The organism is Hyphomonas sp. UBA3195, from assembly GCF_002366485.1.
In the GTDB taxonomy this organism is placed as follows: Bacteria; Pseudomonadota; Alphaproteobacteria; order Caulobacterales; family Hyphomonadaceae; genus Hyphomonas.
The window spans coordinates 16,671-40,873 of sequence record NZ_DEXB01000049.1 but is presented as its reverse complement, the minus strand read 5'-3'; the positions used below and the strand labels follow the sequence as shown (position 1 = coordinate 40,873).

Annotated in this window: 21 protein-coding genes; 15 read left to right on the top strand and 6 right to left on the bottom strand. The window is 55.7% G+C overall.

Annotated features, from left to right (window positions below):
* Positions 1–117 precede the first annotated feature (117 nt).
* Positions 118–1,005, top strand: a complete 888-nt coding sequence (locus B2344_RS14795) for a sulfotransferase family protein (protein ID WP_349679798.1) — start codon at positions 118–120, stop codon at positions 1,003–1,005.
* Positions 1,006–1,074: 69 nt separating this feature from the next.
* Here the strand turns inward: B2344_RS14795 and B2344_RS14790 are convergent, their stop codons facing one another.
* A complete protein-coding gene (locus B2344_RS14790) occupies positions 1,075–1,704 on the bottom strand; it encodes an MlaC/ttg2D family ABC transporter substrate-binding protein (RefSeq protein WP_242517323.1) in 630 nt (209 codons plus the stop codon).
* 35 nt (positions 1,705–1,739) lie between these two features.
* Positions 1,740–2,495, bottom strand: coding sequence for an MlaA family lipoprotein (locus tag B2344_RS14785; protein WP_206990723.1), 756 nt, complete (start codon positions 2,493–2,495; stop codon positions 1,740–1,742).
* A 143-nt stretch (positions 2,496–2,638) separates the two neighbouring features.
* Here B2344_RS14785 and B2344_RS14780 point away from each other — a divergent pair, with 143 nt between their 5' ends.
* The 5 genes from B2344_RS14780 to metH are packed head-to-tail and all read left to right on the top strand — an operon-like array spanning position 2,639 to position 8,653.
* Positions 2,639–3,616 (top strand): ArsR/SmtB family transcription factor, encoded by a 978-nt coding sequence (locus tag B2344_RS14780; protein WP_290485492.1) that lies wholly within the window; start codon positions 2,639–2,641, stop codon positions 3,614–3,616.
* Entirely contained in the window at positions 3,613–4,521 is a 909-nt protein-coding gene (gene metF, locus B2344_RS14775; RefSeq protein ID WP_290485491.1) for a methylenetetrahydrofolate reductase [NAD(P)H], read from the top strand. Before B2344_RS14780 ends, metF begins: the two co-directional genes overlap by 4 nt.
* Before the next feature lie 3 nt (positions 4,522–4,524).
* Positions 4,525–5,598 (top strand): homocysteine S-methyltransferase family protein, encoded by a 1,074-nt coding sequence (locus tag B2344_RS14770; RefSeq protein WP_290485490.1) that lies wholly within the window; start codon positions 4,525–4,527, stop codon positions 5,596–5,598.
* Positions 5,595–6,023, top strand: coding sequence for a gamma-glutamylcyclotransferase family protein (locus tag B2344_RS14765; RefSeq protein WP_290485489.1), 429 nt, complete (start codon positions 5,595–5,597; stop codon positions 6,021–6,023). The genes B2344_RS14770 and B2344_RS14765 overlap by 4 nt, the downstream gene beginning before the upstream one ends.
* A complete protein-coding gene (metH, locus tag B2344_RS14760; protein WP_290479619.1) occupies positions 6,020–8,653 on the top strand; it encodes a methionine synthase in 2,634 nt (877 codons plus the stop codon). The genes B2344_RS14765 and metH overlap by 4 nt, the downstream gene beginning before the upstream one ends.
* On the opposite strand, the gene B2344_RS14755 is transcribed toward metH, so the two are convergent.
* Positions 8,650–9,489, bottom strand: coding sequence for a DUF5694 domain-containing protein (locus B2344_RS14755; RefSeq protein ID WP_206990717.1), 840 nt, complete (start codon positions 9,487–9,489; stop codon positions 8,650–8,652). The genes metH and B2344_RS14755 overlap by 4 nt on opposite strands.
* 158 nt (positions 9,490–9,647) lie before the next feature.
* Here B2344_RS14755 and pyk point away from each other — a divergent pair, with 158 nt between their 5' ends.
* Complete coding sequence (pyk, locus tag B2344_RS14750) at positions 9,648–11,072, top strand: pyruvate kinase (RefSeq protein WP_290485488.1); 1,425 nt, start codon at positions 9,648–9,650, stop codon at positions 11,070–11,072.
* Here pyk and B2344_RS14745 read toward each other — a convergent pair.
* Together B2344_RS14745 and B2344_RS14740 are read right to left on the bottom strand one after the other, a co-directional pair.
* A complete protein-coding gene (locus B2344_RS14745; RefSeq protein WP_206990715.1) occupies positions 11,059–11,595 on the bottom strand; it encodes a retropepsin-like aspartic protease family protein in 537 nt (178 codons plus the stop codon). The genes pyk and B2344_RS14745 overlap by 14 nt on opposite strands.
* 9 nt (positions 11,596–11,604) lie before the next feature.
* Positions 11,605–11,799, bottom strand: a complete 195-nt coding sequence (locus tag B2344_RS14740; protein WP_206990714.1) for a DUF1289 domain-containing protein — start codon at positions 11,797–11,799, stop codon at positions 11,605–11,607.
* A 200-nt stretch (positions 11,800–11,999) separates the two neighbouring features.
* Between B2344_RS14740 and B2344_RS14735 the strand changes: the two genes are divergently transcribed.
* The 7 genes from B2344_RS14735 (at position 12,000) to B2344_RS14705 (ending at position 22,054) form a co-directional block, all read left to right on the top strand.
* Positions 12,000–12,941, top strand: a complete 942-nt coding sequence (locus tag B2344_RS14735; RefSeq protein WP_242517322.1) for a nicotinate-nucleotide--dimethylbenzimidazole phosphoribosyltransferase — start codon at positions 12,000–12,002, stop codon at positions 12,939–12,941.
* Between the two features lie 109 nt (positions 12,942–13,050).
* Positions 13,051–14,247 (top strand): acyl-CoA dehydrogenase family protein, encoded by a 1,197-nt coding sequence (locus tag B2344_RS14730; protein ID WP_206990712.1) that lies wholly within the window; start codon positions 13,051–13,053, stop codon positions 14,245–14,247.
* Between the two features lie 26 nt (positions 14,248–14,273).
* A complete protein-coding gene (locus tag B2344_RS14725; RefSeq protein WP_206990711.1) occupies positions 14,274–15,428 on the top strand; it encodes an acyl-CoA dehydrogenase family protein in 1,155 nt (384 codons plus the stop codon).
* Positions 15,429–15,789: 361 nt separating this feature from the next.
* Entirely contained in the window at positions 15,790–17,082 is a 1,293-nt protein-coding gene (locus B2344_RS14720) for an outer membrane beta-barrel protein (RefSeq protein ID WP_290481108.1), read from the top strand.
* A 72-nt stretch (positions 17,083–17,154) separates the two neighbouring features.
* A complete protein-coding gene (locus B2344_RS14715; protein WP_290479616.1) occupies positions 17,155–19,551 on the top strand; it encodes a GumC family protein in 2,397 nt (798 codons plus the stop codon).
* A 59-nt stretch (positions 19,552–19,610) separates the two neighbouring features.
* On the top strand, positions 19,611–20,756 hold the full coding sequence (locus B2344_RS14710) for a hypothetical protein (protein WP_290485487.1): 1,146 nt from the start codon (positions 19,611–19,613) through the stop codon (positions 20,754–20,756).
* On the top strand, positions 20,753–22,054 hold the full coding sequence (locus tag B2344_RS14705) for an O-antigen ligase family protein (RefSeq protein ID WP_290483017.1): 1,302 nt from the start codon (positions 20,753–20,755) through the stop codon (positions 22,052–22,054). The genes B2344_RS14710 and B2344_RS14705 overlap by 4 nt, the downstream gene beginning before the upstream one ends.
* A gap of 30 nt (positions 22,055–22,084) precedes the next feature.
* Here B2344_RS14705 and B2344_RS14700 read toward each other — a convergent pair whose 3' ends face one another.
* A complete protein-coding gene (locus B2344_RS14700) occupies positions 22,085–22,255 on the bottom strand; it encodes a hypothetical protein (RefSeq protein ID WP_156947807.1) in 171 nt (56 codons plus the stop codon).
* A 399-nt stretch (positions 22,256–22,654) separates the two neighbouring features.
* Between B2344_RS14700 and B2344_RS14695 the strand changes: the two genes are divergently transcribed.
* Entirely contained in the window at positions 22,655–24,187 is a 1,533-nt protein-coding gene (locus B2344_RS14695; protein WP_290483016.1) for a lipopolysaccharide biosynthesis protein, read from the top strand.
* The last annotated feature ends 16 nt before the right edge of the window (positions 24,188–24,203 follow it).

The following is a 24,203-nucleotide window of genomic DNA, read 5'->3' as shown; positions in this document are numbered from 1 at the left end:
CGTTAACATTGGTTAACGAAATGCTTGCGCGTTGCCATTCCTTTGCCGATAAGAGGCTCACCCTTTGAAGGGTGGGGACAGAATGTGCGTATATGCTCGAATTGGGCATTTGTGCCCATGACAATGCGGGAATGTTCGACGATGATCCAAACCGGCGAACCAGGGGACAAGACTGCGGCTGACGCAATCGTCATTGGGGCGATGCGAGCTGGCACGACCGCCCTGTACCGAGTATTCCTTGAGAGCGGTCTAGTGGCCGTGCCGGAATGCAAGGAAACCGACTTTTATCTGTCCAAAGAAAATTTTGCGCGAGGCCTGGGCTGGTATCGCAAACAGTTCGGCAATTCGGACCTTCCTTGGGTGGATTTTTGTCCGAACTATACAAAGCGGGACATGTTTCCAGGCGCACCAGCGCGGACGTATGAAAATGCTCCGAACTCGAAGCTGATCTTTATCGCCCGGGATCCCGTTGCGCGGGCCGAGTCCCAATACAAGCATACATTCATGCATTCAGCATCTCTCGCTGAGCCGGCTGATGTGTTCGACACACATGAGGGTGAGCACATACTTATGGTTAGCAAATATGCTTACCAGTTGGAGCCCTACTTTGAGTACTGGTCTAAAGACGACATTTTAATCGTAGATTTCAACGATCTGCTTGCCAACTCTTCCTCCGTGTTCAGGCGGATCGCAGAGCATATCGGTCTGGCACCTTCGGCCGTCGAACATTTGAGCAATCTGCCCGAGGCAAATTCGGGAGAGGAAATTCGCAAAATGCCTCGTTGGTGGGGGCAAATGCGAGATACAGGTATGGGGAGATACGTCCGTTCGCGCACGCCGCGAGTCCTCATCGACTCCCTGCGCGCAGCGGTCAAAACGAGGAAACCGGTCGAAGTTCCAGAATTCGACGACAGGATTCGTTCTAATCTGGCGCAGAAGCTGAAAACTGATGCGAGTCGCTTTCGGGAGCTGACTGGAAAACCGTTCCGCAGCTGGAGCGTGTAAGCCACACGTAAAAAAGCCCCCAACCAGCCGTCTGGTGGGGGCTATTGATCTTTGGCTGATTTCAGACGACTAGCTTCGCTTCTCGGTTTCCAGCTTCCGCTTCATGCTTTCGATCTTGTCAATCAAGGCCTCGGCCGAGCCGTTCGAGCGGTCTAGCAAAGCGAGGAATTGGGCGCGCTGTTCGATTGCGAGCCAGATCAAATTACCGTCCAGATTCAGGGCAACGTCTACGACCTGATACTTGCCGTCGCGGGTCAGAACGCGCCACCGCACATCCATGTCTTTGCCGTCCTGACGCTTAATGACCGTGTTGACGATCGAATCGGTCGCAGATCGATCCACCGAATCCTTTACGATCACGGCTTCTCCGCGATAGGCGTCGAGTTCATTCTCATAAACTGCGAGTGCATACTCCCGAAAAACTTTCCGGTAGCGAGCTAACTCATCTTCGCTGAAGCGGCGCGCATACTTGCCAATGGCAAAGTTGGACACCGCAGTCATGTCGGTGAACTCATCCATGTAAGTATTGAATTTTTCTGTGCGCTCTTCTGAGTCCAGGGACGGATCGTTCAGCGATGCCAATACGTCACTGGCATTCTCCTGAACATAGGATTCTGTCTTTGCGTCTGCCTGGCTGGTTGGGGCAAGCATCAATACTGCAGCGCCAGCCAATGCAAAATATCGGTAGTAGCGTTTCACATTTCGCTCCTGTTGGTGGTCATCACGCCCCGGACCTACTCTTCAAATTCGTCAAAATCAGGGAGATCCTCGTAAGCATCTTCCTCGTCTATGCGACCATTACGTATTTCTGCCTGACGCTGGGATGAATAAAGTCTCCGCAAAGCGATGTAGGGCTCTGGCTGAGCATTCAGTTGCTCCAGCGCATCATCGAGGGCGACGCGGGCATTCAGCCCTCCGAGAATTCCACGACCCATTTCGATGTGATCGTCGAGGTCGGGATTGTTATCGAACTCTGTCCAGACAAGCGGATCCAGCGCACGATCCACACCGCTACCGAACAGGTCACGCGGCGTTGTTGGACCCATGAGGGGCAGGATCAGGAAGGGGCCGCTGTCGACACCCCACACAGCAAGGGTTTGTCCAAAATCCTCATTGTGCTTCTCAATACCGGTATACTCAGCAACGTCCCAAAGTCCGGCGATACCCAGCGTCGAGTTCAGAAAAAATCGAGCAAATGTTTCGCTAGCGCGATCACTCTCGCCCTGCAGGACATCGTTTACAAAGATCACTGGAGACTTCAAGTTGTGAAGGAAGTCGCTCAGTCGGTCGCGACCGTACTCGGGGGTCACCGTCTCATACACGTCTGCTGCGGGGCCGAGCGCATACTTGTCTACGCCACTATTGAAGGCGAACATCTGACGGTTGAAGCCTTCGTAAGGATCGGGAACGGTGCCGGATTCAAGGTTTTGTGTGGACGCACAGGCTCCTAGCCCCATGGCAAGAACCGCAGCAAAGAGTCGCTGTGTCATGTGTGGATAACCCCGTTGTGGAAGCCGGTAGATGGTAGTTAAGCGCTGGCGCTTCAACTCTCAATCTCTACCGAAACACGCATAGGTGATATTTCTGTAAAGCTGTGTTGCAAAAACATATAAATCAATGTTTATATCATTAAATGACTTCACGGCTGTCATCCATGATTGAGGCTCTGCGCGCAGCAGGGGAGCCCACTCGTTTGAGGGTGTTGGCCCTGTTGCGCCAGCGCGACCTGTCGGTCGGGGAACTGGTTCAGGTATTGGAGCAGTCCCAGCCTCGCCTGTCTCACCACCTGAAGGCGCTCACGGCTGCAGGTTTGGTTGAGCGTTTGCCTGAAGGTTCATTTGTCTTCTACCGCGCTTCAACCGGGTCGTATGGAAAAGCATTTCTGGATTCCTTGTTTGCGCAACTGGATCGAGACGAGCCGGAACTGGCTCGTGATGCAGCACGTCTGGACGAAGTGAGCGCTGCGCGTGCGGAATCAGCTGAAGCTTACTTCTCAAACATCGCTGAGACGTGGGACCGTTTGCGGTCTCTTCACTATCCCAACGATCTGATCGAGGGGGCTCTAGTCGAACTCGCGGGGAAGGGACCATTTGGGCGCGTCCTGGATTTCGGAACCGGTACCGGACGTATGCTGAGCCTATTTGCACCTTTGGCCGAGGAAGCAGAGGGCATTGACCTAAGTCATCATATGCTCACTGTCGCGCGGGCAAATCTGGAACAGCAAGGCATGCATGGTGCCCGCGTGCGTCAGGGGAACGTGACAGCTGTACCGTTTGACGACAACTCTGCTGATTTGGTGATCATTCATCAGGTTCTTCACTATATGGACGCGCCAAATCGGGCGATCGCGGAGGCTAGCCGTGTGCTGAAGCCCGGCGGCCAGCTCCTGATCGTGGATTTCGCACCGCATGATCTGGAGTTTTTGCGCGCCGAGTATGGCCATCACCGGTTGGGTATGGCGCACGAAGCTATGGCTGTGTGGTCTGCCGATGTGGGCCTCGACCTCTTCGAGCCGCGTTCCTTTGCGCCTCCCGAAGGTGAACAGGATGGTCTCACCGTAAATATCTGGAAGGCGGTCAAGTCCGCCAAACCCAAGGAGCATGTCGCATGAGCTCGCTCGCTACCCCTCGGCAGGCAGGCTCGCCGTCTGTTTCATTCGAGTTTTTTCCGCCGAAATCCGAAGCGATGGCTGATCGCCTGTGGGAAACGGTTGAGCGCCTCGAGCCGATGACTCCGAATTTTGTTTCCGTCACTTATGGCGCCGGGGGATCTACGCGTGAGCGTACTCACGACACTGTTCGCCGGATTGCTCAACAGACCCATTTGCGACCGGCTGGTCACTTGACGTGCGTCAGTGCAACCAAGGATGAAGTGCTGTCCGTTGCGGAAGATTACTGGGAGGCTGGGGTAAGGCATATTGTTGCCCTTCGCGGTGATCCACCGAGCGGCATGGGCGAGAAATTCGAACAGCACCCCGGTGGGTTCAGGGATTCAATCGATTTGATTGAAGGCATTCGTGCCCATCGGCCCGATCTCGGTCGCTGCTTCGAGATTTCTGTGTCCTGTTATCCTGAGCTTCATCCTGAGAGTCAGGGGTGGGACGCCGAAATCGCGTTTCTGAAAGCAAAGCAAGATGCAGGTGCGGATCGAGCAATCACGCAATTCTTCTTCGAGCCGGAAATCTATCTGAATTTTCTGGAAAAGGCTCGTGCAGGTGGTGTTACCATGCCCATTGTGCCGGGCATCATGCTGCAACCGAATTTCAAGGGCTTGAAGCGTATATCTCAACTGTGTGGCGCATCACTGCCGACCTGGCTGCATGAGCTCTATGAGGGCCTTGAGGATGATCAGGAAACGCGGGAACTAGTAACAGCTAACGTTGCGGCGGACCTTTGTCGGAAATTGTCCGATGAGGGGGTCTCCGATTTCCATTTTTACACGCTGAACCGGGCTGGGTTGGCTTTGTCCACCTGTCGCCTGCTCGGACTGAAACCCAAACCAGTTGAGGCCGCTTGAGCCATGAACAGACAAGATCGCATCAGCGCCCTGAAGGCAGCCGCCAAGGAACGAATTCTCATTCTCGATGGATCGTGGGGGGTCATGATTCAGAGGCGCGGCCTGGAGGAGGGAGATTACCGAGGGACTCGGTTCAGCGAGTCTGATTATCCCGGCCAGATGAAAGGAAACAATGATGTTTTGTGCCTGACGCGGCCGGATATCGTGACCGACCTGCATGATGCCTATTATGGAGCAGGTGCCGACATTTCCGAGACCAACACGTTCAGCGCAACGGTCATCGCGCAGGATGACTACAAGCTGGACCCGCAATCTGTCTGGGACATCAATCTGGAAGGGGCGAAGCTCGGCCGGGCTGCGGCCGATGCGTGGACGGCGAAGACGCCGGACAAGCCGAGGTTCCTGGCGGGCTCCATCGGGCCTCTAAACAAGATGTTGTCCATGTCATCGGATGTAAACGATCCAGGCGCTCGGTCTGTGACCTTTGATGAGGTCTATGAAGCCTATCGCCAACAAATCCGTGCGCTGAACGAGGGTGGGGTCGATCTCTACCTGATTGAGACGATTACAGACACTCTGAATTGCAAGGCGGCGATAAAGGCGATCATGGACCTTGAAGAAGAGGGCATGGACCAACTGCCCATCTGGATTTCCGGCACGATTACTGACCGGTCTGGTCGTACACTGTCTGGCCAGACGGTCGAGGCGTTCTGGAACTCGGTACGTCACGCGAAGCCTTTTGCTATCGGATTCAATTGTGCGCTTGGCGCTGACTTGATGAGGCCGCACATTGCGGCTCTGTCACGCGTAGCGGACACGCTTGTCGCTGCCTATCCGAATGCTGGTCTGCCGAATGAAATGGGCCAGTATGATGAGCAACCTGAAGAAACATCCGGTTCTGTAGGTGGTTGGGCGAAGGATGGTCTTGTGAACATTCTGGGTGGTTGTTGTGGTACCACCCCGGAACATATCGCGGCGATCGCCAACGCAGTCGACAGCATAAAGCCACGTGACCCGGCGCCGAGCAAACACACGATGCGCCTGTCGGGGCTGGAGCCATTCGAGGTGGCCTCATGACGGCCAGAGCCGTGGAGGTCGGAGACCTTTTCGTTTTCTATGGACTGCTCAAGCTGGGCGCGGCCGGGCAACCCGCCGATCTGCCGCTGGACAGTGCGGGTGTCTTCGGGGCGCCCTGCCGCTTTCGAGGGCGGATGATCGATCTTGGAGGTTTTCCGGGTGTCATCGAGGGTGATGAGCTTTGCCATGGTATTCGCTGGCGGATCGGCGATACAGCGATCATGTCAGCAATGGATGCCTTCGAGGACGTAACCAACGACCCGGTGACCAGTCTATACTTGCGTAAACGAATTTCCCTGGTGGATGACACCGGGGCTGAGTCAGGCGAAACCGCCTGGATTTATTGGTATAATCGTCCTGCAGACGGGTTTCCCTCTGTGGTCGATGGCAACTGGCCGCTAGACGCCGGGAAAACGAGAAAATGACAATTGCAGCTTCCCAATCTTTTGTGAACATTGGTGAACGTACCAATGTGACAGGTTCTGCGCGTTTCCGGAAAATGATCACCGAAGGTCGTTACGCGGATGCCGTTGAGGTTGCGCGACAGCAGGTCGAGAGCGGCGCGCAGGTGATCGACGTAAACATGGATGAAGGCATGCTGGATGGCGCCGAGGCCATGCGCACCTTTCTGAACCTGATCGCCGCCGAGCCGGACATTGCCCGTGTCCCGGTCATGATCGACTCTTCCAAATGGGAGGTGATCGAGGCTGGCCTGAAATGCGTTCAGGGCAAGGCGATCGTCAACTCCATTTCCATGAAGGAAGGCGAAGAGACGTTCCGGAAGCAGGCGCGAGCCTGCCTCGCTTACGGCGCGGCCGTCGTGGTTATGGCGTTTGATGAAGTGGGTCAGGCCGACACCAAAGACCGCAAGGTCGAGATCTGCCAACGTGCTTTCAGAATTCTCACTGAAGAAGTCGGGTTCCCCGCTGAAGACATCATCTTTGACCCGAATGTCTTTGCCGTCGCAACGGGCATAGAAGAACATAACAATTACGCGGTCGACTTCATTGAGGCGACGCGCGAAATTCGCAAAACATGCCCGGGATGTCATATATCCGGTGGGCTCTCGAATGTCTCATTCAGCTTCCGAGGCAATGAGCCCGTTCGGCGCGCCATGCATTCTGTCTTCCTCTATCATGCCATTCCGGCAGGCATGGATATGGGCATCGTCAATGCCGGCCAACTCGATATCTATGATGATATCGAGGCTGATCTGCGCGAGCGCGTCGAAGACGTGATTCTGAACCGTCGCGAGGATGCCACTGAACGGCTGATCGAGATAGCTGAAGGCTTCAAGGGCCAGAAAGGAAAGACGGCCGAGAAGGATCTGTCCTGGCGCGAGGCGCCTGTCGCGAAGCGGCTCGAATACGCGCTCGTGCACGGCATTACCGAATACATTGATGCGGATACCGAGGAAGCGCGCCAATCGGTCGAGCGTCCGCTGCATGTCATCGAAGGCCCCCTGATGGACGGGATGAATGTCGTTGGCGACCTGTTCGGCTCCGGCAAGATGTTCCTGCCGCAAGTGGTGAAGTCCGCGCGCGTCATGAAACAGGCTGTCGCTTGGCTCGAACCTTACATGGAGGAGGAGAAGCAGCGCCTCGGCACTGTGGATGTTTCGAATGGTAAGGTTCTGATGGCGACTGTGAAGGGAGATGTTCACGACATCGGCAAGAATATTGTGGGCGTGGTTCTGGCCTGCAACGGTTATGAGATCCTGGATCTTGGTGTCATGGTGGCCGCAGAAACCATTCTGGATACGGCCGAAAAAGAGGGTGTCGATATCATCGGGCTTTCAGGCCTGATTACACCAAGTCTTGATGAGATGGTCTATGTTGCTTCCGAAATGGAACGGCGTGGTATGAAACAGCCACTCCTGATTGGTGGTGCTACGACCAGTCCCGCTCATACGGCGGTCAAGATTGATCCGGTCATCCGAACAGCCCCTGTTGTGCATGTGTCCGATGCGAGCCGTGCCGTCGGCGTCGTCAGCACGCTATTGAGCGAAGACGACAAACCGGCCTTTGTAACGCAGACCAAAGCACGCTATGAGCGGATGCGCGAAGCGCGCGCGGGCGGTCCGCCGAAACCGCGACTGCCGATAGGTCAGGCGCGCGAGGCTAGGCTCAAACTAGATTGGAAAACTTACACGCCGCCACAGCCAACGTTTGAGGGCGTGCGGACTTTTGAAGATTTCGATCTCGCGACGTTGGCGCGCTATATCGATTGGACTCCCTATTTTTCGGCATGGGACCTGGCGGGTCAGTATCCCCAGATATTGGAAGACAAGATTGTCGGCGAGGCTGCGACCGGCCTTTGGAATGACACTCAAGCCATGATGCAACAACTCGTCGGGGAAGCGTGGTTGAAGCCGAAAGCTGTGGTGGGCTTCTGGAGGGCAAATTCTGATGGCGATGATATTTGCCTCGATTCAGGGGATGTCTTTCATACGCTTCGCCAGCAAATGGTGAAGGATAATTCCCGCGCCAACTTCGCATTGTCCGACTTTGTTGCACCGGAAGGCGATGACTGGATCGGTGGATTCTGCGTTACTTCAGGTCCGCATGCGGAGGAAATTGCGCAAGACTTCATTAAGAGAGGCGACGATTATTCCTCCATTATGGTCAAGGCGCTGGCTGACCGGTTTGCAGAGGCGATGGCGGAATACATGCATGAGCGTGTTCGCAAGGAGTTGTGGGCTTATGCTCCCGATGAAGACCTGTCCAATCCTGAACTGATCAAGGAGAAGTATCGCGGCATCAGGCCGGCTCCCGGCTATCCGAGCCAGCCGGAACACACCGAGAAGGAAACCCTGTTCCGCCTGCTCGAACCTGAGGCGCGCATTGGCGTTTCGCTGACCAGCAGCTTCGCCATGACGCCTGCAGCCAGTGTTTCGGGACTCTACTTCGCGCATCCCGACAGCGTATATTTTGCGGTTGGACGTATCGAAAAAGACCAGGTCGAGGATTACGCGCGGCGCAAGGGGTGGGAGACGCGCAAGGCGGAGCGTTGGCTTGCGCCGATTCTCAATTATGATCCGTTTGCTGTCGACTAATCGGTGAGGTAGGGGGTGGCTTCGACCAGTTCGAAGCCGGGCGTTTCCTGCGCGAAGTGGCGCAGCCAATAGTTGTGTCCTGATCCGTATACGATGAGGATCCGGTCTCCTGGTTCTGCAATTTCGGTGATGTTCGCGAAGATTTCGGCATTGCGAGCATACCAGCCATAGTTCAGAACGGCACCCGCAGCATCTTCGATATCCGACATGTCGAGCAGGCCATAGTAAAAGTCTGAATGCATGGTGCGGATCACAGCCGGGTCATTCTGTCGGACCAGCAATTCTGCGATGGGGGTTGAGGCCTGGTCTTGCATGAGGACTTCGGCTTGGGTCTTGATTGTGTCGATCAGACTGGTGATCTTGTCTTCCCGGCCCGTGCGTGCAGCAAAGGCTTCCACCCGATCGAAGGGAAAGTAGGCGATTTCACCATCCTGAGTGTCGACTGCGTAGACCCGGTCAATTCCGGTCTCGTGCGCGATGCGGTAGCCGATCTGGACCCTCTCGTTGCGCTTTCGGGTCAAATCCTCGGGGACGAAGTCCACAAAGTTCGGGTCGAGCGCATCATCGGTCTGGCGGATGCGCTCCAGGGCGATGGCGGTGGGGCGAAACGCGGTCAGCCGCTCGGCCAGGTCTTGCAGTTCCGCCTGGCGGTGCGGCGCCAACACATCATCTGCATCCGTGTTCACCAGATCCAGGCCCGGATTTTCGAAATGATAGGTGCCGAGCACCATGACCTGGACAGGTTCGACCCGATCTTCGGTGGGCGGCGTTTCGGCTTGTGACAGGGGCACGGCGCAGGCGGCCAGGACAGACAGGGCCAAGAGGGCTGATTTCATGCTCGATTTCTCCTTTTGCATAGGAAGATGCATCGACTTGGTCGATTGGATGCACGCACATGAAGTTTTTGTGTATTGAGCGGGGGAAAAACAGATCGGCTGGCATACCCGAAGGGACTCGTATAGGACCGGTGTCAACCTTGTCATAGGAGGGCGGAATGACTGAAAATCGGCTAATTGGTGAGAACGCAAAGATTGTCGCAACACTCGGTCCGGGCAGTCGCTCGCCGAAGGAAGTTCTGGCGTTGGCCTATGCAGGCGTTGACGTCTTCCGCTTGAACTTCAGCCATGGCGAGTACAGTGCACACAAAGATGCCCTGGATGCTGTGCGCGCCGCTGAAAAAGAAACGGGTCGTCCCCTCGCTACGCTGGGAGACCTGCAGGGGCCCAAAGTACGCGTCGGATCGCTGCCGGGTGGAGAGCTGCGACTGCGGTATCAGAAGGAATATGCGGTCGTTGCCGCTGAGACGACCGAGGCGGATGATACCATTCCAGTACCGCACGCCGAGATTGTCGAAATCCTCGAAGAAGGCGACGTTATCCTGGTGGATGACGGCAAGCTGATGTTCACCGTAACTCAGGCAGGCAGCAAGCCGATGGTGCGAGCTGACGTGCCTGGCAAGTTGACCGACAAGAAGGGCTTCACGGTTCGCGGCAAGGCCCTGCCGGTGCGAGCATTGACCGACAAAGACCGCGCCGACCTTGATTTCGCGCTCGAGATTGGCGTTGATCTCGTCGCATTGTCCTTTGTGCAGACAGTTGAAGACATCGAAGAAGTGAAGGCCATCATTGCTGGTCGGGCACCGCTTGTCGCCAAACTCGAAAAGCCTGCCGCCATTTCAAACCTGGAGCCTATTGTTGCCGCGGCCGACGCTGTGATGGTCGCGCGAGGGGATCTCGGTGTTGAGTATGCGCCTGAAGACGTGCCGGTCATCCAGCGCCGGATCGTACGTTGTGCTCGCGGACTGGGCCGGCCGGTAATCGTGGCGACGCAGATGTTGGAATCCATGATTGAGAATGCCGCCCCGACCCGCGCCGAAGCTTCCGATGTGGCCACGGCCATCTATCAAGGCGCAGACGCAGTCATGCTGTCAGGTGAGACCGCAGTCGGACGCCATCCCGCCACCACGGTGGCCATCATGTCCCGGATCATCCGTGCTACAGAGGGCGCTGAGGATTATCGGCGGTCGCTGGAACAGTTTTCGGGTGACATACCTGCGCAAAGCGCAATCGATGTTGTTGCAGAGACGGCCCAGGGTATGGCCGAGGCGGAAGGTGCGACAGCGCTGGCCCTACGTACTGGCGCTTTTGATCGGCTCGCCCGTTTTGCCAGAGTCCGAGGAACGGCACCGATTCTTTACGGGTCATTGGACGATCAGCGCTTGCGCACGGCCTGTCTGCTCTGGGGCGTGCATCCGCAAAGGCTGAATGCCGGGGCTGACTACTGGTATCGCGACCTGATGGATGCAGCGGGACTTGAGGGTCGCGTGGCCTATGCCCGATGGGCCGGCGATGCAGAAAGGTTCGCGTGGGAAGTTGGTGTCGGAAAAGGCCAGAACGGTGAGAAAATTACCGGCGTATGATCAATTGGCTTTGCTTGAACTCGTATGAATAGAGTTCGCCAAGATAGGTCATACCCAAGAGCGATTGTTCGAGCCCGTCCTTGAGGATCATGGCATCGACACGTTCGATTTCGACTTGGCCTATGCGAATATTATCCAGCGTGACGGCAGCGCCATATGTGATGCCGCCAGCCGTGCGAATTTCCCATTTGTAGTCCAGCGTTTCCGGTTTCAAACCAATCCGCTGAGCATCACGAAAGGTCAAGGCGACGGTGCTGGCTCCGGTATCGACCATGAACTTGACCGCTGTTCCATGCACTTCGGCGCGGGTCCAGTAATGGCCATCTGACTCGCGATCGATAATGGCGGCATCCGCAAAGTTTACCGATGTGCGCTTCTCGGACGGGGCCGGTGCCGGATCCGGTTGCATTGTGGCAATCTCTGCCTGATGCTGCTCCAGCCTAGGGACGAGAAAGAAAGCGACAGTTGCGGAAATCAGCACAGCTGCGCCAAATCCGGATACGAGGGTCTTTCCTATGGACATCGAGAAATCCTAGCGTTTGCCGAGCGCTTCAAGCCGGGTGATCCGCTCAGGCAATTCGGCCATTATCTTCTCGCGTCCGTCTGGTCCCAATCTTACCCAACTTCCGATTTCCTTAAGTGACCGTGCACAACCGAGACAGAGTCCTGTAGAGGCGTCTACAGCGCACACTTTGATGCAAGGGGATTTTATGGGTTGAGTGGTCATGTATTTAGGTTAGTCAGCTCACGAGAGGACACAAGTATCTCATAAACGAGGTAACAAAACCTTGTCGCAGTTAACATGTGTTGTCTGCTATAAGATGAAATCGATTTCAAATGCATTGGGAGCAACCTGCTTTGAGTGAGCCGGCACAACAAACTTCACCATTGGCGGATGCCAGGTCTCTAATTAAGGCGTCGGTGGATGTGGATCCGGCCCCTGGCCAGAAAGTGCGTGCGGCATTGCTCGAAATGGGCCGTGAGGGAGATTTCGGTCGTCTCGGCAAGGCCGCAGAATGGCTTGCTAATTGGCAGCATCGCTTTCCTCCACGTATCGAAAACCCGGTGTTGGCAGTGTTCGCCAGTTCACACGGCCTTCAGTCAGAGGGTGTCTCGCTCTCAAGTCAGACGGATACGCGCGCACATGTTGATGCACTGCGGGAAGGCAAGGCGCCGCTGTCGGCAATAGCAACACAGGCCGGAGCCGCCATACGCGTGTTCGATCTTGCCATCGACAAGCCAACTCCAAGTATTGCGGAGGAGCCGGCCATGACCGAGCGGGAATGTGCCGCGACCATCGCATACGGGTTTGAGGCCACCGAGGAAAAGCCGGATCTGCTCGCGCTTGCCGTCTCCGGAGCAGGGGTCGGCACCGCCGCCGCGGCTGTCGCGTGCGCATTGTATGGCGGAGCGCCGGATTACTGGGTCAGGCCGGACAATCAATCCACGGCCAATTTGGTAGAGCGGCGAGTGGACGTCGTATCGCGCGCGCTGGCTTTGCATCGGGGGCATCTGGCTGATCCGTTACAAGCTCTCAGATATCTTGGCGGTCGGGAATTGGCGGCCTGTGTCGGCGCAATCATTGCGGCGCGGCATCAGGGAATCCCGGTGGTTCTGGATGGATTTGCAACCACTATCGCCGCCGCGGTTGTGCATTCAATCGAACCAAAGGCCATCAGTCACTGCATAGCATCGCACGTGACACGGCGACCAGCTCATGAGGCGGCAGTCGAGCGGTTGGGCCTGCAACCCCTCCTTCAACTCGAGTTTCAAACCGGGGGCGGACTGGGTTCCGCTACGGCAATTGGGTTGCTCAAGACAGCGTGTGCCCCTTTCATTGCTGAGCCTTCAGCGGCAAATGCGACCTGACGCGACGAGAACCTGACGTTTACGCTCACGTCACCTTGCCTTTAGCCGAAAATGGCTGAATTAGAGGGGATAAGTACGATGCGCATCAAGCGCACAGTGAGGAGCCGTCATGAATCTCGATTTTTCGCCGGAAGAGATTGCCTTCCGCAATGAGGTCCGCGAATTCATTCGCGAAAACTATCCGAAAGAACTTGAGGGTATCGGGTCGCGTGAGGATCTTACGCGCGAAGAATTCCTCGCCTGGCACAAAGTGCTCGGTAAAAAGGGGTGGTCAACACCTGCATGGCCTGAAAAATACGGCGGCACCGGCTGGACCTCTACCCAGCGCTATATCTGGTCGGAAGAGAATGCTCGCGTTGATGCGCTGATGCCTCTGCCATTCGGTGTGTCGATGGTTGCGCCAGTTATCTACACATTCGGCAATGAAGAGCAGAAGGCTCGTCACCTGCCAGGCATTCGGTCCGGCGAAGTGTGGTGGTGCCAAGGCTATTCCGAGCCAGGCGCAGGTTCTGACCTTGCAAGCCTCAAGACGACAGCGGTTCGCGACGGCGACCATTATGTTCTGAATGGCCAGAAGACCTGGACCACGCTGGCGCAGCACGCGGATTGGGGATTCTTCCTCTGCCGTACGGACCCGACGGCGAAGAAACCTCAAGAAGGCATCAGCTTCATCCTTGTCGACATGAACACGCCGGGCATCGAAGTGAAGCCGATCAAGTTGATCGATGGTACGCACGAAGTGAACGAGACGTGGCTGACGGATGTCCGCGTTCCGGTTGAAAACCTCGTCGGCACGGAAAATGAAGGCTGGACCTACGCGAAATTCCTGCTTGCTCATGAGCGCTCCGGTATCGCTGGCGTTGCGCGCTCCAAGCGGGGCGTTGAACGCTTGCGCAGTATCGCGTCAGAAGAGCTGGTTGATGGTCAGCCATTGCTTCAATCGCAAGATTTTGCGCGCAAGATCAGCCAACTCGAAATCGACCTGACCGCTTTGGAATTCACTGAACTTCGCACGCTGGCTTCCGAGGCAGCAGGCAAAGGCCCCGGGCCCGAAAGTTCGATCCTGAAAGTGAAGGGAACCGAGATCCAGCAGCGCTTGACCGAGCTTACGCTCGAGGCCGTTGGAAACTATGGTGCTCCGTATGGCTATGGCATGGAAAATACGGGGAATGACGGATTTGGCGTCGGTCCCGACCATGCGAACTTTGCGGCTGAAACGTATTTCAACATGCGCAAGACATCGATCTACGGTGGATCCAACGAGATCCAGCGCAACATTATTTCAAAGATGATCCTCGGCCTTTAGGGCGCACGAGGCAGGGAGGATAGAAGATGGACTTCAATTTCACCGAAGAGCAGAACATGATCCGCGACAGCCTCTCGAGGCTGATCCGCGAGCAGTATGATTTCGACACGCGCCGCAAGGTGGTCGAGTCCGAAGCGGGCTGGCGTCCTGAAATGTGGGCACAGTTTGCTGAGCTTGGTCTCTTGATGGCACCGTTCAGCGAAGAAGATGGCGGCCTTGGTGGCGGCCCGATTGATGCGATGGTCGTCATGGAAGAGTTCGGCAAGGGCCTCGTGGTCGAGCCTTACGTGCCGAGCGTTGTTTGCGGTGGTGGTTTCCTCAAGCGCGGCACGGATGCGCAAAAGGAAGAATACCTTAGCGGCATCATGTCGGGCGAGAACATCTTTGCATTCGCCTACGCAGAACCGCGCGGTCGCTATAATTTGGCCGATCTTGAGACGACCGCCAAGAAAGACGGCGCCGGCTTTGTCCTGAATGGGCACAAGGCCGTGGTCATTGGGGCGCCTTGGGCAACCCACTTCGTTGTGACAGCGCGCACGTCAGGTGATCGCCGTGACAGCAATGGCGTTTCAGTCTTCGTCGTTGCCAAGGATGCGCAGGGCGTAAGTACCCGCGATTATCCGACGGTCGATGGTCGCCGCGCGTCGGAAGTCTACTTCGAGAACGTCGCGGTTGGCGCAGAAGCGGTGATTGGCGAAGTCGACAATGGTCTGCCGTTGATCGAAACCGTTACCGACGAGGCCATCGCCGCGATCTGTGCCGAAGCCTGCGGCGCCATGAAGGTGGCGCACGCCATGACGGTCGAATATTCACGCCAGCGTAAGCAGTTTGGCGTTCCGATTGGCAAGTTCCAGGTGCTGCAGCACCGCATGGTCGATATGTTCATGGAGCATGAGCAGTCGATTTCCATGACCTACATGGCCACGCTCAAGCTTGATGAAGACGAAGTCACGCGCAAGAAGGCGGCATCCGCTGCCAAGGTGCGCATCGGTCAAGCCGGTCGCTTCATTGGTCAGGAAGCCGTGCAGATCCATGGCGGCATGGGCATGACAGACGAACTGGCTGTCGGACACTATTTCAAACGCCTGACGATGATCGATTCCGAGTTCGGCAATATCGATCACCATCTGAAGCGGTACACCGGACTGACAGAGATGGAACTTCCGGCAGCGGCGGAATAGACATCAGAGTCCAGTAACTGTGCAGGCTGAATATTGGGCCTACGGGCTTTTTAATAATTAATATTCTGCCGAATTAGTCTGACGAGACGGCCCGGGACGCGAAGACAGCGTCCCGGGCCTCTTCTTATGTCTTGATTAATTGAGAAATTATTGCCGACAATCCGCCTCTCGGTCTTGCGGGCCGCTGAAACCTTCCAATAATTCGCTCGAATTTGCCTAACTTTGATTACTTGACTGACACCGTATTCCCCTATGAAGCCCTCACTCTTTGTAAGAAAAGTGGTATGGGTCTTGCTTTGGGACCTTTGGTAAACATGGCGGTTCGAGCAACCGGAATACATAATCCAGGGAAGAGGTGGAAATGTTGTATACTAAGCGGGTTAGCCTTGCAGGAGTCGCGACAGGCGCTCTGATTGCGGCGATGTCTGGGACGGCGTATGCGCAGTCGAGCGACTATTACAGTCGGGACAAGTATGAGGCGGTTACAGACCGCCGTCAGCCCGAATATGATCCGGAGCCCATCCGGCTCGGAGCATTTACGGTAAATTCCAGTCTGTTCGCTGGCCTTGGTTATACCGACAATGCGTTGGGAACGAGCGACAACGAAGAATCTGATGTCATCGCCCGCATCGGTGCTGATATTGCGGCTCGTACAAACTGGAGCGTGCACGAAGTGGCCGCTTCCGTGTCTGTCAGCCGTGACGAGTACCAGGATTTCAGTGACCAGTCAGCCAATGACGTCAATACGCGGCTGCGGGGCCGTCTGGACGTCACGCGCGACGTCGCACTTGGCGGCGCGGTCTTCTACCAGCAATCTACGGATCAGCGGTCCGACCCATCGAACACATCCGGACTGGGCGAGCCGATCGAGTATACCCGCGCAGGCGTCGAGCTGAGTGCCAATTATACAAATGACCGTATTCGCTGGACGAACTCTGTGACATTTGCGGAAGTCGACTATGACGACACGGTCTCCCTTGACGGCACGCCGATCGATCAGGACTTCCGTGACCGGTCTGACACGCTCTTCAATTCGCGCCTCAGCTATGCGATTTCGCCGAACGTGGCTGTTTTTGGCCAAGGCATGATCCAACAGCGTGAGTACGATAATCTGATCGTCGTCGATGGTGCGGAACGGTCCAGGGATTCAGATTCCTACACTGTTTACGGTGGTGTGGACTTCGAACTGAACACGTTGATCCGCGGTGACGTGGCCATTGGCTACCTGAGCGAAGAAAAGGATGACACTTTCTACGAAGACACTGACGGTCTGGCCGTCGATGCGAATGTAGAATGGTTCCCGACCCGTCTCACCACTGTGAGCTTCAATGGTGCACGCCGAACAGTCGATAGCGGCATTCGGACCAGCGCGAGCTCCATTCAAACCACGCTAGGCGCCCGTGTTGATCACGAACTGTACCGCAATATCATCCTGTCAGGATATGGCGAGCTCACCAGCTATGAATACGATGAGACCGACAGGGATGACGACATCACCGAATTCGGTGTGATCGGTACGTACAAAATGAACAAGCGGGTGCACCTGAACGCCTTCGCACGTCGCGTTGATCGTGACCGGAGTGGTACGGCGTTTGCGGCCGATGAGAGCTTCTCTGCGAACCTTCTCGGTATTTCGGTTCGTATCCACCCTTAATTTCCATACCAGGCGACCGACCATCCGGCCGGTCGCCTGAAAGCTTCCAACCCCAACGCGCGGTATATTATCTTGACCAAGACATTCAGTTTTGAACTTCCGTCCCAGGTTCCCGCAGAAGCGGAGACCGAAGGCAACAACATGCCGACAGATCTGAAGTCGCTGTTGGGGGCTGTGTACCGGCGCTTCTGGCTGATTGCGCTGAGCTTCCTCTCGGTCTTCACGCTGGTCGCGTACATGACGTTCAACCAGACACCGCTCTACCAATCGAGTTCTGTGGTCCAGCTGGATACTGAGCAGCAAAACGTGATCGACCTGGGCAGTGTTCTCAGTGGTTTGGCGGTCAGCACGGCGGTGATCGACACCGAAGTCATGATCATGAAGTCAAAGTCACTTCTGACGAAGGTTGCCGTCAAACAGAAGCTCATCGAGGATCCTGAGTTCAACTGGACACTGCGCGAGCGAAAGACCAGCGCACTGGGCAAGCTGAAGAACCAGGTCAAATCACTGGTCGGCATGGATACGCGCGTGGTCGACCCGTTTGAAGGCATGAGTGTCGATGAGCGCGAGAGCGCCATTCTGGATAGCGTGGTCGGCACGTTGATGGGGCGTGTTGGTGTTTCGCGTATCGGCACCACCTATCTTATCAACGTTGAGGTCACGAGCACCTCGCCAGAAACATCTGCCCGCCTCGCCAATGCCATCGCGGATCAGTATCGGGTTCAACAGCTTGAAACGAAGCTGGACGCCACACGGCGCGCTACCGAATGGTTGTCTGATCGTGTGTTTGCCCTTCGTGAGGAAGTTGAGGAAAAGGAAAACCGCGTTGCCAAATTCATTGCCGACAACGACATGGAAACGGCGATGGGTAACACGCTCACCGAGCAGAACATTGCCTATCTGACCACGCAGAAAACACAGGCTGAAGTCGAGCTGAACCGTGTCCGGTCACGCTTTGACAGTATGCGCCGGCAGATCAATAGCGGCGCTGGCGTGGATGGGATTTCCGAAGTTCTGGAATCTCCTCTTATCACGAGCTTGAAACAACAGCTCTCTACTGTCCGCGGCCGGGTGGGTGACCTCGAAACCCGTCTCGGGCCGCAGCACCCTGAACTGATTGGTGCGCGCGCTGAACAGGCGGATATCGAGCGTCAGATCCAGAACGAAATGACCCGGATCGCCACTAATCTCGAAAACGAAGTTCGTGTTCGTCAGGACCAGGTTAGCCGGCTCCAGTCACAAATCAGCAACTCGAACTCCAAGCTCCGCGGCAACAGCCTCGCAATGGTGCGCCTGCGCGAGCTTGAGCGCGATGCTGAAACCAGCCGCGTATTGTATGAAGAGTTCATTGCGCGATCCAAGGAGACCCGGGAGCAGGATGGTCTTGTCCAGCCGGATGCCGTGATCCTGTCCAATGCATCGGTGCCAAAGTTTCCAAGTTCACCTCGTACCACACTGAACCTCTTGATTGGTGCGATACTTGGCTGTTTGCTCGGTGGCGCTCTCGCCATCATGGCCGAAATGTTCGATATGAAGATTTCGTCTTCGGAAGACATTGAAAAGAAGCTTGCTCAGAATGCCCTCGGCACGGTGCCACTGATCCGCACCGGCAATGCCCTTGGCTTCGCTCAAACCAATCCTGCCGATTATCTCATAGAAAACCCGTTATCAGCGTTTGCCGAAAGTATTCGCTATCTGCGAGCAGCAATCGCTTTCTCGGACTTGGACAGCGAAACGAAGACCGTAGCGATCACTTCGTCCCTGCCGGATGAAGGCAAGACAAGCCTGACGCTCGCGCTCGGTCGTATGTCGGCCATGTCGGGTGCACGGACACTGGTCATTGATGGCGATTTCCGCCGCCGCCAGTTGACTGACGCAGCTGGCTTGAAGCCTGAGATCGGTTTCATTGAGTATCTCTTCGGCGCAGGACAGCTTTCTGATGCGATCTCCAAGGACCCCAAGAGCATGCTGGATATTCTGCCGCTGTCTCTGACGGGCCATACGCCACATGACGTGTTCGGGACGCGCGCCTTTGACGATCTTCTGGTTCGCTTGCGCTCCATGTACGATCTCATCCTGATCGATACGGGGCCACTGCTGCTGATGGCTGAGGCGCGGGTTGTTGCAGGCAAGACGGACAAGGCCATTCTGGTTGTGCGCTGGCGTCACACGAACCGCTCAGCAGCGCGTCAGTCGTTGGCACTCTTGCGATCCTTCAAGGCCGACCTGCTGGGTGTTACGCTAAACATGGTGAACCTCAACCGCCGCCGCCACTACAGCGACCCGGGTGCAGGATATGATGCCTATCGTAAGTACTATCAAATGGAGACGAAGCCTTCTCTGTTCAGCTTCATGCGCCGGGATCCGAACAAGCCCAAGAAGGGCGAAATTCGCCCTACAGCGATCCAGACCCCGCCGAGCCTCGCGGAGCACAGCACAGAGTCTCCTGAAAAAGTTGACGCAAACTAAGGTGTGAGACGGAGCGATCATGCGATGATCGCTTCGCTTAGCCTGAATTGGATCGAGCGATGACGACAATTGCATTCTTCGGACACGATGCGGCAGATGCCGCTGTGCGCCGACGTGTGAAGTCGTTCGTCGGCGATGGAATGGATGTTGTTGGCTTCATGATGCGCCGCCGTGATGTTTCTCCGGAATGGAAAAATGTCGATCTTGGCAAGACGCGTGATGGCGCCTTCCTCCAGCGGATCAAGCAGGTGTTTGCTGGCGCGCGGAAGGCGGCTGAGCAACGTGAGTTATTAGCTGCAGCTGACGTCATATATGCGCGAAATCTCGACATGCTGGCGTGTGCGTTCCTGGCAAAGCGCCATACAAGACTGAAGACGCCCGTCATCTACGAGAGCCTCGATGTGCATCGCTTGCTGACGCGCTCCGATTTTGTGGGTCGGATATTTCGTGGCCTCGAACGCGCTCTGCTGAAGCGGACACGGGCGCTTGTTGTGAGTTCTCCCGGCTTCTTGCGGAACCATTTCGAACTTCACTACGGGGGCGACTTCACGGCCTATGTCGTAGAGAACCGTTTAAGTGCTGACAGTAACTTTGGCCCACGGCCGGATACTGCGCTCCCGGTGGAGATTCTGGAAGACCGAAAACTTGTACTCGGCTGGGTCGGCATGTTGCGGTGCCAGCGTTCGCTGGACCTGCTATGCGCTCTGGCTGACGCGTATCCCGATACATTGGAAATTCGGCTACATGGAATCCCGGCACGCACCGAAATTCCTGTGTTCGAACCCGAGATTGAGCGTCGACCAAACATGACCTTCTTTGGAAAGTTCCGGTCACCAGAGGATCTATCCAGCATTTATGCCTCGCTGGATGTGGTCTGGGCAGGGGACTTCATGGAGGCTGGGTACAATTCGGTCTGGCTGTTGCCGAACCGGATCTATGAGGGAGGCTATTACGCGACGCCCTCGATCGCGCCGGCCGGTACAGAGACAGCAGCCTGGATCGCACGGAATGACTGCGGGTTCGTGATTGAGGAGCCCCTTGAGCGCTCGCTGTCGAAACTGGTGGGACATTTGTTGACAGATCGCCGGGAGATTGCCGCTTACGCCATGCGTCTTGCAAGCTTGCCAGAAGACCTGTTCGTGCAGCCGGCTGGATTTATGCGCGACATGATCTCGACCAGTCTTGGCCAGGAGGCTGTCGCATGAACATTGTAAGTCGTATTCCGACTGACCGCGATTCATCTCTTGTCATGGCCAAAGTCTATGAGGAGCCGCGGAAAATCCCATACTGGGAGCAGGCGCTTATCTCGGTTTGGTTCCTGAATTCATTCGTGCCACTGCCGCTTGAAACTCCACTACGCTATCTGATGGTTTTGTGGTTTCTGTGGCTTCTCGCCTTGCATAAGGAGCAGGTCATTCCGATCGTGCTCAAGGCGTGGCCTCTTTTCCTCCTGCCGATATTCGGTTTCATTTCGATTCTGTGGTCACCCTATATGGGGGCAGCCATCCGGAGCGGCGCACTTTACCTTCTAACCCCTCTGGTCGCTGTCATTATCATTACGCGATTTGATATCACCACTATCCTGCGATGCATGTTCTTCGCAGGTGTGATGGCGATCATTGTGTGTATTCCATTCTATGATTCAATGCCCTCCGGCGGGCCGTATCCGCAAAAGAACTATTTCGCCCAGCAAATGTTGTTCGTGGCATTGCTCAGCTTCATGACATTGTTGAATGAAAAGTCATGGCCTTGGACACGGCTATTGGCCGCGCTCATTTTCCCAGTTGCTTTGATCTTTATGCTACGGGCGCCGTCGGCAACGGCACTCGTGTTTGCCGGTGTCGGGATCATCGGCCTGTTTCTAGTCAAGTTCGCGTGGCAATCCATTAGCAAGGTGCGCCACTTGCGATCCATCATATTCATTGCTGGCGTCAGCGTTGTTTTGATAGGCGCCATGATTGTGCTGAACCAGACTCACCAGGACTATGTGGCGGACTTCCTAGGCGCGCTAGGTAAGGATACGACTTTCACTGGGCGAACTCATATCTGGTCTGCTGGGCGCTTGGCAGCGGAAGAGCACCCAATTATCGGTTTGGGGCTTGAGGGATTTTGGAACCCGTCAAATGGCGCGGCACAATCGATCAATGAAATGGATTTCAAGCCATACGGGACAAAGCTGACCTTCCACAATGCGTATCTCGAAGTGCGCGTGCATCTCGGATACATCGGTCTCGGACTTTACCTGTTGATGTGGGCGTGGTGCGGTTATCGTCTGCTAATGCAGTTCTTCCGGGATTCGTCTTTGGAGATGTCTGCGCTGCTCGTCTTCGGCGCGATCGTATTCATTTCGACGTTTACGGAGTCTTTGGCGTGGGCGAGTTTCAACACCCCCCTTAACTTGCTGTATCTTGGCGCCTTGGCGACACTATCGCCGGTGCGTCGCACATACGTAGGGAAGGCGCCCGTGTACCTGAGTTCCAGTCCGGGCTACGCCAAGGCGTAGCGACCAGGTAACCACTTTTTGGGGGCTGTATTACAACAGGGCGCCGATGGCGAAAATGATGCCTGCCCACAGCGAAGCGCTAAGACCAACGATCAACGTGATGCGCAGCCAGACGGGCCATTTGCCGAAATTCTCGATATCGGTCTGGACGTCGCTCTGATAGTGGCGAATTGTGGTGGGCTCTGCAGCCAGATGCATCATGGATGTATTCCTTGCCAGAGACGAATTCGCATTGCGCATACTTCTTTTTTGGCGACCAACTATTAAAGGTGACTTAAACCGACACGTGATTTCACCCATAATCATTGACTCAGTCTCGACGTCGAATCCGGCATCAATGTGGTTGGTTTGGGACGGTATCCCGCCGTTACTGGGGATTTGAGCAGGCTGACGAAACACCAACAGGCTGCAATGGGCGACCGGTATATTAACCATCTGCGCAGATAGCTGAATTCTCTAGGAATTTTCTCTCGTTTGTTGAGCATTGCAGGACAGTAATCTTACCGCTCGCCGGTACTGCAATTGGCAAAATCTGCCCTTTCAGGCACCATCCTTGCAAGGTTAAAAGCCGAATCCAGCTTTTGAGTGCGTTCAGCTTCCATGGGAACAGCAGCCATTTCTTCCGACGAAATTCCCTCGAGCCCATCGCAAGGCCTGATGAGGTCTGCTGGCAAAGCCGCCATCTGGGTAGCTTTCAGTAAGTGGTTGGGCTTGCTGAGCGGTCTGGTGTCGCTTGTTGTGGTCGCTCGGTTGCTCACGCCAGAGGATTTTGGCGTCTACGGGTTTCTTTTGATTGTACTTGTCATCCCGGAAGTCTTTTCGAGCGACAGTCTCAACGAGGTTCTCATTCAGAGGACCGATTTGAAAACAGAACATTCCAACTCAGTCTTTCTGTCCTCGCTGTGCTTCGCAGCCCTGTTTTTTGGACTGATCCAACTCAGTGCTCCCTACATTGCGGTGCTCTTTGATGTGCCGCCCTTGGTCGACTACCTGCGGGTCATGTCGTTGGTTCTGTTCATGGGCGCGCTGAGTGCGGTTCCAGCTGCCTTGCTACAGCGACATATGCAGTTTCGCGAAATCACCATTGTGGATGTCGTGGGTTACATCGTTGGCGCAATTGTCGGCGTAAGTTGCGCGATCCTGTTTCAGAATGCCTGGGCGCTGGTCGCGATGGAAATTTCCCGTCGTTTCGCGAGGATGCTGGCTTTCCTGTATTTTGCCAAATGGTGGCCGTCTTTCCGGACAAATCTGATTGAGTTCAAGTCCTTGCTCCGATTCAAGATGGCATCAATCGGATTGAGGCTGGTAGCAGCAGGGGATTTGGGTCTGCCGCGATTGTTTGTGGGTTTGTTTCTCGGGCCGGCGGCGCTCGGTATGTTCAATCTTGCCATGCGGATACAGAATCAGGCGATGCAGGCGCTCGTGTCGCCGTTTGGTGCAGTTGCATTCCCGGTAGCGTCGAAAACTCAGAACGATCTTCCGACGCTCTACAAGACGATGTCTACCGCGATCTGGCTCGCCGGATTTATTGCGTATCCGGCATTCATCGGTGCCGCCGCTGCCGCTCCGGTCATTGTGCCGGTTGTGTTTGGTGACCAGTGGAATGATGCGATCATCGCGATTCAGATTTCCATGTTGATGGGTATTCGCCTTCCGTCTTCCGCGTTCAATGGCGGGGTACTTCGCGGTGTCGGACGACCGGGCCTTTTGCTGAAGGTCAGTGTTTTCGCGCTGCTGGTTCTCTTGGTGATGCTGCCTTTCGCATCGCGGGTGAGTTTGGAGGCCGTAATGATCGCCTTGGCTTTCCAGAAGTTCCTCGGCTGGTTCCTCAGCAGTTGGGCCGTTTACCGTGCTGTGAAATTCCCTATCACCCGTCAAATTCTTGCGGGGTCGTCGGTTTTAATTGCCGCACTCGTAATGGGCGGCGGGATATGGTGGGCCGCTGGCCACCTTCCTGATGACTGGTCCGACCTCACCAGGGTTGCGGCGATCATCGGGCTCGGAATAGCGCTCTACGTCGCAGGCCTTTTGATTGCGGCCCCCGCAATGGCGAAGCGCGGCATGTCGTCTATGGTAATGCTGCTGAAGGGGGACCGGAAGATGGCGATCGCGAATCTCCGGAAAGTGTCATGAAAATCTATTCGGACAC